We start from the raw sequence: 8,747 nt of genomic DNA, 5'->3' as shown, positions 1-8,747 counted from the left end.
ATGGGCATAAAAAATCCGATACCAGAGGACTGGTATCGGATTTTCTAGAAAGCCCGGCTTGGACTCAAATGCTTAAGTGAACAGCATTACGCTCATTGAGCGGGCTTTTTGTTGCCTGCCTTTTATCTACTGCTCGGCATTCCGGCTGTGACGGTAATCGCTGACTGCCTCATACACTGCTTTACGCAAGCGGTTGATGCCGCCAATAGGGCGATGCGCCTCGATGCCGAACCAGGGGTTGAACGACTGGTTGTCGCAGGCCAGGTTCAGCTTGGGGGTGTCGAAGTCCTGGGGCGGTACCTTGATTCGCGCCACCGTCTCGAACGGCGCGTCACTTTCTCGCCATTCAATGCTGGTGTCCTCGATCGGCATGTATTTGCCTGGGTCCTGGCGTTGGATCTGCAGGACAAAACACGCCGGCACGCGGTCTGTGGATAACTGCTGATGCAACGCACTGCGCAGGAAATTCGGCAGTGCCTGGTTTTGTGGCGGCAGGGTATAGCTTGGGCAACTGTCCGGGTCTGGTGCTACACGAAACTTGGCGTTGGCCTCGCCGAACTTGTAGGGCGATACTGAAAAGTACGTAGTCTGGGTCGGACTGACGGGAGGCGGTGACAGCGTCGCCAGGGCGATGAACAGATGGCGGATCTGCCAGCTGCGCGGGTCCAGCCCAGGAAAGAACGCCATCACTTTTTTGCCGTCGGCCTGGGCGGCCACATTCTGACGGTACTCGGCGACATCACTGACGAAGAAATTTGGGTGATTGAACATCACGAAATCCTGTTCGCCCTGTGACTGTCTATCCGCCAGCAATGCCTTGCCCGGTACGTTCAGCAGTTTGATGGCCATCCCTCGCGCATCCCGCAGGCTATCGAACTGTGGGTACGCGTTGCCGTTGGACAGGCGCATCGTCGCTTGCCAGACCTTGCCCGGCTCGGCAAACACGCCCTGACGCAGGGGGGCGGGCAGGTCGCTCGGCACCTGGACTTCAGCCATCACGCAGCCATGAGCCTTGGCGTGGGCGTCGCGCAGATAGCGCGTGCCTTCGCGATGCTGATCGACGATGCGGATGGCGGTCTGGATGATCTCCTGGGTCATGGCGGCTTCGCCGGACGGTATCTGTTCCTTGTCCGACACCGGGCCGTTGTATTGCCAGGCGAACCAGGCCGTGGCGAGCGCCCAGCCGAGCAAACCGATGCCCAGCAGCCAGAGGAGGGTCTTGCCCAGAAAGGCGCCGAGGCGCAGCCAGAGCGTAATCAGCATGGGGCAATCCTTTTACCTGAGAAGTTCGTCATCACAGTTGCGACTCCAACGGCCCGCCCAGCACCTTGAGGTACTCCAGCAATGCCCAGCGCTCCTGCGGCTGCAGCAGGCGACCGATCACCCCGTTGCCCCGTTCGCCAGCGCGGAATTCATGACCGCTGTTATGGTTGCCGGTGATCCGGGTGTCGAAGAGAAAACCGTTGGTGAAGGCTTCGGTGCGGTAACCCAGGTGCCGGGGATCGTACTCGAAGCTGCCCTTATAGAAGGTGGTCGCCCGTTCATCCTGAGGGGACAGCAACTGATAGATCGTCGGCACCGAGCCGTTATGCAGGAACGGTGGCGTGGCCCAGACGCCGGCCAGTGGCCGGGCCTTGTAGGCGCGCAGTTCGCGTACACCGATGGGCAGGCCGAAGCCATCCATGGCCGGCCGCTCGACCGGGGTGACGCCGGCGTCGCGGTAGGCGCGGCTCTCGACGAACGCCGTGACGTAGGCCAGGCCCTTGGCGACCGAAACCTGGCTCAGGTCCAGCGGCTGCGTCGTAACGGGGTGCAGTTGCACATCCAGCTTCGCCAGTTCGGCCGGCTCCCATTGCAGGTCGGTCAAGTCGAAGCGGTGGTCGGCAATGTTATTGGCCGTGCCCGGGTCGGTGCCGATCACGTTCACCGGCAACATGTGCAGTTGCTGGACCGGTCTGTCGGGTCCCTGGACTACTTTTGGCACGTGGCAGCCGGCGCAGTTTTCCGCGAACAGTGCCCGACCTTTGGCGGCCAGGGGTTTATCGATCGGGCCCAGCAGTGCTTCCGGCCACGCCGGGGGCTTGAGCAGTTGCAGGGTTTCTTCGATCGTATGCAGATCGCGCACGCGTACGCTGGAGGGGTAGCGCGCATCGCCCTGCAACGGCTTGCCCTGGGCATCGAAGAAATTCAGCGTAGCGCCGACACCCAGTGCTTCACCAACATTGCGGGCCATCGGCTGTTGGGCCGAGCCGTTCCATTGCACCCAGTCGAAGGTCCAGATATCCCACAACTGCGGATAATCCACCGGGGCGTCGGCGACCCGGTAATTCTTCGCCGAAATGGCATCGCCGAAGCTGGCATTGGCGATGCGACCAAACGCGTCTGTGCGGCCAGGCCCTTCTTCGGTGGGGTAAAGACCGCGATGGGTATCATTCCAGGCAACCCGCAGGAACGTATCCAGGGAGTCCTTGAAGGCCTTGCGCAAGGCGTCGTGACGGTCATCGTCGTAGTCCTGGCCCAGGACCTGACGGGCGAAGCGTTCGAATTTCCAGGGGTTGTAGTAGGTCGAGGCGAGGCTGGCGACCAGTGCCTGTCCGAAGCTGCCACCGCGCAAGGTTGGCACGCTGGAGGGCAGGACATGTTGCGCCGAACCGCCGTCGATCCGTATTGCCTGGCCCTTGAAACGTAATTCGCCGGTGTGGCAGGCGGCGCAGGTGATGTCCAGGAATTGTTCGGTGCTGCCCGGGTTCTGGTGTCGCGCAAAACCCACCGGCAGGTTACCGGGGTTGTCCTGGGAGGCTTTCTGCGCCGGATCGACCAGAAAGCCGAAGCGCGCCAGGTATTCGGGCGACGCGAAGCGCTGCTGCGAGAATGGCAGTTCGAGGGCCGTGAACCATTCGTAGCGCAGGCCTTTGACTTGCGTCCCCTGGGGTGTGAAGTAATACGTCTGGCGCTCGGCGGCGCTCCATTGGTCCAGGTAGTGCACCTGTTCGACGGGGGTGTAGAACGGCAGTCTGGGATTGGCGACGTAATAAAGCACCACGGCCACGGCGACCATTACCAACACGAGAAGAAACAGGAAAATGCGAGAGAGGAGGCGCACGGTCACGTCCTTGTATTTTTGATACGCCCTTATGCCTCAGTGCTGCGCGGCCGGCAAGTGGCCATTATTTGTTGGTCGGCAGGATGCGGCGATAGGTCCCTGTACGTAATAGATGACAGATGCTTCATCTGCACACGATCAAAAAGCGTTTGTGGCACCTGAACTTATCCCCGGTTTTCGGCTCACATGCCGGTAGCCATTGGTCGTGGCGGCCTGATAAGCTCGCGGCTTTACTCGATTGCCCTTTAGGCGCATGAACAAGGAAATAGCATGAAACAGCATCGGTTGGCGGCAGCGGTTGCCCTGGTTGGCCTGGTACTCGCAGGTTGCGACTCGCAGACCAGCGTTGAGCTGAAAACCCCGGCGCAGAAAGCTTCCTACGGTATCGGCCTGAACATGGGCAAAAGCCTGGCTCAGGAAGGTATGGACGACCTGGACTCCAAAGCGGTCGCCCAAGGCATCGAAGATGCCGTCGGCAAGAAAGAACAGAAGCTGAAAGACGAAGAGTTGGTCGAAGCCTTTGCCGCGCTGCAAAAGCGTGCCGAAGAGCGCATGGCCAAGATGAGTGAAGAGTCGGCGGCCGCCGGCAAGAAATTCCTCGAGGAAAACGGCAAGAAGGCTGGCGTGACCACCACCGCTTCGGGCTTGCAATACGAAGTGGTCAAGAAAGCTGACGGCCCGCAGCCCAAGCCGACTGACGTCGTGACTGTGCACTACACCGGCAAGCTGACCAATGGCACGGTGTTCGACAGCTCCGTGGAACGCGGTAGCCCGATCGACCTGCCGGTCAGCGGCGTGATCCCGGGTTGGGTCGAAGGCCTGCAACTGATGCATGTCGGCGAGAAGTACAAGCTGTACATCCCGAGCGACCTGGCCTACGGTGCCCAGAGCCCGAGCCCTGCGATCCCTGCCAACTCGGTTCTGGTCTTCGACCTGGAACTGCTGGCGATCAAGGATCCGGCAAAAGAAGACGCAGCCAAGTAATCGCGTCTGCTATAACGACAACGCCTCGCTTATGCGGGGCGTTGTTGCATCCGGGCTGCGGAAAATCCGAAAAAACCGAACGCACAGCGCAGGCGGCAGTCATAGGCAATACGGGTGCTTGCTAGACCCAGTCAGCCCGTCAAGTCAATGAAATATTGGGTTTTTTTATGTGAGTAAAAAACGCCCGATCTGAGTTTGGCCCTTATGAAATGCGGGCTTCAGCGGTGAAATGAAGCTCTGTTCACAAGGTTATCCACAATTTGTGTGGATAACATTTCAGTAGGAAGAAAAAATGAAGGCACCGTGGAATTTTGCACGATTCCTGCCCTTGGCAGGGCGGTTGCTGGCCCGTGGCCGTTTACCAACGCTCCTGTTTGCCGTCGCCCGCAAGGGGGCCCGGGAGGGTGGACGGCTGGGGAGACTCAAGGACGATCTGCGTTTGTTGCAGGCGTTGTGCCTGGCTTATTGGCGTGGCGAATACCGTGCGGTCAGTGCCAAGTCGCTGTTATCGGTGGTGGCAGGGCTCATGTATTTCCTCAGCCCCCTGGATGCGATACCGGATCTGCTGCCGATGTTTGGCATGATCGACGATATCGCCGTGCTGGCGTGGATCATGAAAACCCTTGATGACGAGCTCAGTGCCTTCCGCGCCTGGCGTGATGCGCAGTCCCCCGACAAGCTCGCACGGGTCGAAAGACTTCCCGATACCCCTCAACAACTGCAGCTTCAGGAACAGAAAAAGCCCTGATTCCGTTCGTTTCCCTTCGGGCGACCATCACCCCGCGACCTTAGCCGCCATTTAGGATTACACTTCCAAGGAAAAGGCTGACTCGCTAAGTGTCATCGTCCTACGGGGTAGAGATGGATATTCAGATAATCACACGCGACGGAGAGCCCGAGTACGCGGTTTTGCCGTGGGACCAGTACCAGTCGTTGTTGAAAGCCGCAGGCATCCATCAAGCACCGCCGCAAGAGGCCAAGGCCCTGCACGCGGCGGCACCGGACCAGATTCTTCCTGGCCTGGATCAATTACGCAGTTTGCGCGAAGGGAAGGGCATCGCCATCGAGGCGTTGGCCCGCACGGTAGGTATCAGCCCGTCTTATCTGGCCATGATCGAAAGCGGCGAGCGTCAGCCCGATGCTGCGATTCGGCGTAGTCTGGCCTGGGAATTGACGGTGCCGGGTTGGAGGGAAGGATCGTGAGTGTACGTATCAGTCGGCAGCATTGGGATGGGTTGTTGGGTGAGTTGGACCAGGCGCGCCGCCAGCGCCATTTGTTGACGTATCGTGCTTTGCTGGAGCGTTTGCAGCTGCCCAGTCCGGCCATGCAGACCCTGACCGCCGCCCTTGAACATCTGGCGGCGCTGGACGCCCGGGCCGAACAGCCGTTGCGCAGCTCCCTGGTTATCAGCCAGGGCGCCAGCCGGTTGCCACGCACCGGTTTCTTCGAATGCGTGGAACGCCTGGGGCGCTTTTCCGGCCCCTCCGATGGCGTGGCCGCCGCGTCCTGGCATGCTTCGGAAGTGGTCCGGGTGTTCGAGTATGAGTATCCGGAGTCGGCGGAGGCCTGAAATGCTTTGGTGGATTCCGCAGCTGGCGAGTTAAGAAAAACTCTGGATAATCGGTCAATCTGAAGATTTTATTGGCCGAGTGAAAAAAAAATGTGCGGCCAAATCAAAACTAAAGGATTTGCGCGCCATGAATTCAGCTGGATATGCTTGGCTGCAGGATGCTCTGCAACTGTCAGTCTTCCCTTTGCGTCAGCCTGCCAGAGTGCAGCCTGTAACCCGGTTGGAACGGATTGGCGATACGCTTGCTGTTCCGCCCGGTATAGCCCCTGGACCAGATGATCTGCTGGGGCATGTACTCTTTGCCTTGAAACATGAGGGCATCAATCTAGCTATTCTAGCCCAGGCGTTACCTCAGATTTCGCTCGACGCCTTTGAAGCGGAGTTGAAAGATGCTCCGAACGGGATCTACATCCGCAAGGCCTGCTTCCTGCGCGAAGCATTCACCGGCGACGAGGTGGCCCAATCCTCACCGGTGAAAGGAAGCTTCATTCCATTATTCGATCCAGAACAGTACCTGACGATGCCTGGCGAACGTAGCTCCCGCTGGCGAGTCGAGTTCAATGGCATAGGCACACTGGCCTACTGCGCTACTGTTGAGCGGACACCGCAGGTCATGGAGTTGCTACAGCATAATATCCTCGAGCGCGCGCAGGCGTTCATTCGGGGGCTCCCATCGGGAATGATGGATCGGGCAATCAACTGGGCTTATCTGCACGAAACCCAGGACTCGTTCGCCATCGAGAAGGAGTCGCCGAGCGAGGATAAATCCAGACGTTTTATTCAACTGCTCAGGCAGGCGCATGAACGCATTCCTTTGAGTGAGGACTATCTGGTGGCTCTCCAGAATGCGACGATTTCCAACCCCTACGATAAGGCTGCTGCGTTCCGCCATGAACAGAATCACTTGGCTAACGGCCTGCAAGGTGCCGCTGGCGTAACGTATGTGCCGCCCGCTCCAGACCTGTGTCGAGAGTTGATGGAGCAGCTTATGGCCCTGGGCAATGAGGCAACGGCACATATCGATCCGTTGGTCGCAGCTGGGATCATTTCGTTTGGTTTCGTTTTCCTTCACCCTTTCATGGATGGGAATGGCCGACTCTCACGCTTCCTTGTCCATCAGACATTGTGCCGCGCTGGCGCTTTGGAACATGGTTTGCTGCTTCCGGTATCAGTGGCTATGAAGCGTGAGGAGCGCCTCTACCTGGAAACCTTGCAGGAGTTCTCACGGCCTGCGCGAGAGTTCTGGAATGTCCGGTGGATTGATCAGGGTAACCTGTCATTTGACTTCACTGGTCACCCGGCGATTTATCGATTCTGGGACGCCACGTCGTGCGTGCGATTCACTCTGGAGATGGCTAAGCGAGCGCTTGAAGTTGAGCTTCGTGAAGAAACCGTTTTCCTCGAAAACTACGACAGAATCGTTAAGGCTGTTGATGAGCGTTACGATGTCCGAGGCAGTGACTTGTCCAATCTGGCGATGATGTGTCTGGCGCAAAATGGCGTGGTCTCGAAGCATCGACGCAAACAGTACAAGTATTCAGTGCAAGAGGAAGTGTTTGACTTCATTGAGCAGGTCGCGCAGACATTGCTTAGGGAGCAGGAGAAGCTACGAGTTGAAAGGGCTGACCAGTAGCGTCCTGTAACTGGTGCGTGCTCTGTGCAGTAGCCGACGTCCTCCATTTTTGACCTATTCCGCCAGAGCGGTAATGGTTTTTCGCATTTAGCGAATCGCCCTACACCCACTGCATATTTCCCTGACTTATTTCCTCAGCCATCCCCGGCAAAGTCTCGCGCTTCCTGAGTGCTGCGAGGCGTTTGCCCATGTTCGACCGGTTTTTCCTGCAGGCCCTTGATCGCGTCATGCCTTGATGGATCAGGTGCACCGTATCGAGCAGGAGCTCGACAGTTTCAAAGACACCCTTTCCCTCTATCGCGAGCAACTGGAGCGCTGGTATGGCCGTGCGGCGGACCAGGCCAGCCAGGCGGCCGACCTGCCTTCGCTGATGGGCATGGAGCGGCTGATCCGCTTCGGTGACAGCACCACCGCCGTCAGCAGCGGCGACAATGATTTTCTCTCTGCCGTCGTCCAATGCCCCCAAGGCGGGGTAATGACGATCGAGAGCAAGCTGGAGTCGGTGTACGACGTTCCGCTGGGCGACATCGTGGTGGATGTCGTGGCGGTGGACAGTGGCGAGGTCACGCCGGTCACCCTGGATACCCAGGGGGTGGGAACCTTCAGGGGGGAGGCGGGCAGGTTCTATCGGGTTCATGTCCAGGGCGAGGTATCGCCCGCGCAGATCAGTCAGCTATTTTCTTCCTACGATGGCCTGACCACGGAGCTGACAGACTGGCTGCGCGGCGAGTGGCTGGGGTTCAAGCCGCAATGGGCGCAGCAATCCCTCGTCACTTCGGCCAGTGCCGTGGGCAACGGCTTGCTCGCCGGCAGTTGGGCGGCAATCGAAGGGGTGTGGGACAGCATCGGCCTGCTCTCGGACATCCTCAAGGATCCTGGCGAGTTTGCAGATCGGCTGGGTGAAAGTGCCGGGCAGTTGGTGAAGCTGGCGCAGACAGCACCGCAAGTGATGGCGAAACTGCAGTTGCTGGCCAGTGACGAAGCGGCGCTGTGCTTGCTGATGCGCACCGCCAGCCTCTGGCTGGAGATGCTGCCGCCCAGCGAACTCGCCGGCGAAACAGCCGAAGCCTTGTCGACGGTGGTGGTGCAGTTGCTGCTCGACCTGCTGATCGGCCTGCTCCTGACCTTTGCCGGAGCGGGGGCCGGTATCGCTTACCTGTCGATGCGGCTGGCCAAGCACAGTGCAAGCCTGATGAATGCCGTACAGCGTTTCATTGGCGCGATATTCGCCCTCGTCAACGGCTTCATGGGTTACGTCGACCGCTATAAAACCGTGGCAGCGCGGGGCATCGCAGCCGGAGTAAAAAAAGGTCGGATGCAATTACGCTGGGATGCGCAACGCAACACCACGCTGAAAAAATACGAACCCCACGACGACGCCCCGGCCCAACCGAAAAACCCCAATGGCGACAGCGCCGACAGCGCGGCCCTGACCCGCACCGACGGCTGCCCGGTG

The 8,747-nt window shown here is 59.2% G+C and carries 7 protein-coding genes and 1 pseudogene; 6 read left to right on the top strand and 2 right to left on the bottom strand.

Going from position 1 to position 8,747, the window contains the following annotated elements; genetic code table 11:
• Positions 1-126: 126 nt before the first annotated feature.
• Complete coding sequence (locus tag FBX99_RS28640; protein ID WP_145133797.1) at positions 127-1,263, bottom strand: catalase family protein; 1,137 nt, start codon at positions 1,261-1,263, stop codon at positions 127-129.
• Positions 1,264-1,294: 31 nt separating this feature from the next.
• On the bottom strand, positions 1,295-3,058 hold the full coding sequence (locus FBX99_RS28635) for a di-heme-cytochrome C peroxidase (RefSeq protein WP_371923904.1): 1,764 nt from the start codon (positions 3,056-3,058) through the stop codon (positions 1,295-1,297).
• Between the two features lie 315 nt (positions 3,059-3,373).
• On the opposite strand from FBX99_RS28635, the gene FBX99_RS28630 reads away from it, so the two are divergent.
• From FBX99_RS28630 to FBX99_RS28605, 6 genes and pseudogenes are all read left to right on the top strand, one after another.
• Positions 3,374-4,087 (top strand): FKBP-type peptidyl-prolyl cis-trans isomerase, encoded by a 714-nt coding sequence (locus tag FBX99_RS28630; protein ID WP_003204577.1) that lies wholly within the window; start codon positions 3,374-3,376, stop codon positions 4,085-4,087.
• Positions 4,088-4,379: 292 nt separating this feature from the next.
• On the top strand, positions 4,380-4,835 hold the full coding sequence (locus FBX99_RS28625) for a YkvA family protein (RefSeq protein WP_145133792.1): 456 nt from the start codon (positions 4,380-4,382) through the stop codon (positions 4,833-4,835).
• A 113-nt stretch (positions 4,836-4,948) separates the two neighbouring features.
• The gene (locus FBX99_RS28620; RefSeq protein ID WP_144931706.1) at positions 4,949-5,290 is read left to right on the top strand and encodes a helix-turn-helix domain-containing protein; all 342 of its coding nucleotides are present in this window, start codon (positions 4,949-4,951) and stop codon (positions 5,288-5,290) included.
• Positions 5,287-5,658 carry a hypothetical protein gene (locus FBX99_RS28615; protein WP_003179080.1) on the top strand — a complete coding sequence of 124 codons (372 nt, stop codon included), beginning with the start codon at positions 5,287-5,289 and terminating at the stop codon, positions 5,656-5,658. Before FBX99_RS28620 ends, FBX99_RS28615 begins: the two co-directional genes overlap by 4 nt.
• Positions 5,659-5,785: 127 nt before the next feature.
• Positions 5,786-7,291, top strand: coding sequence for a Fic family protein (locus FBX99_RS28610; RefSeq protein ID WP_144931708.1), 1,506 nt, complete (start codon positions 5,786-5,788; stop codon positions 7,289-7,291).
• A gap of 235 nt (positions 7,292-7,526) precedes the next feature.
• Positions 7,527-8,747: pseudogene (locus FBX99_RS28605) on the top strand (type IV secretion protein Rhs); the annotation flags it as partial.

Source organism: Pseudomonas sp. SJZ074, assembly GCF_007828215.1.
GTDB lineage: Bacteria > Pseudomonadota > Gammaproteobacteria > Pseudomonadales > Pseudomonadaceae > Aquipseudomonas.
This window is presented reverse-complemented; position numbering and strand designations above follow the sequence as displayed.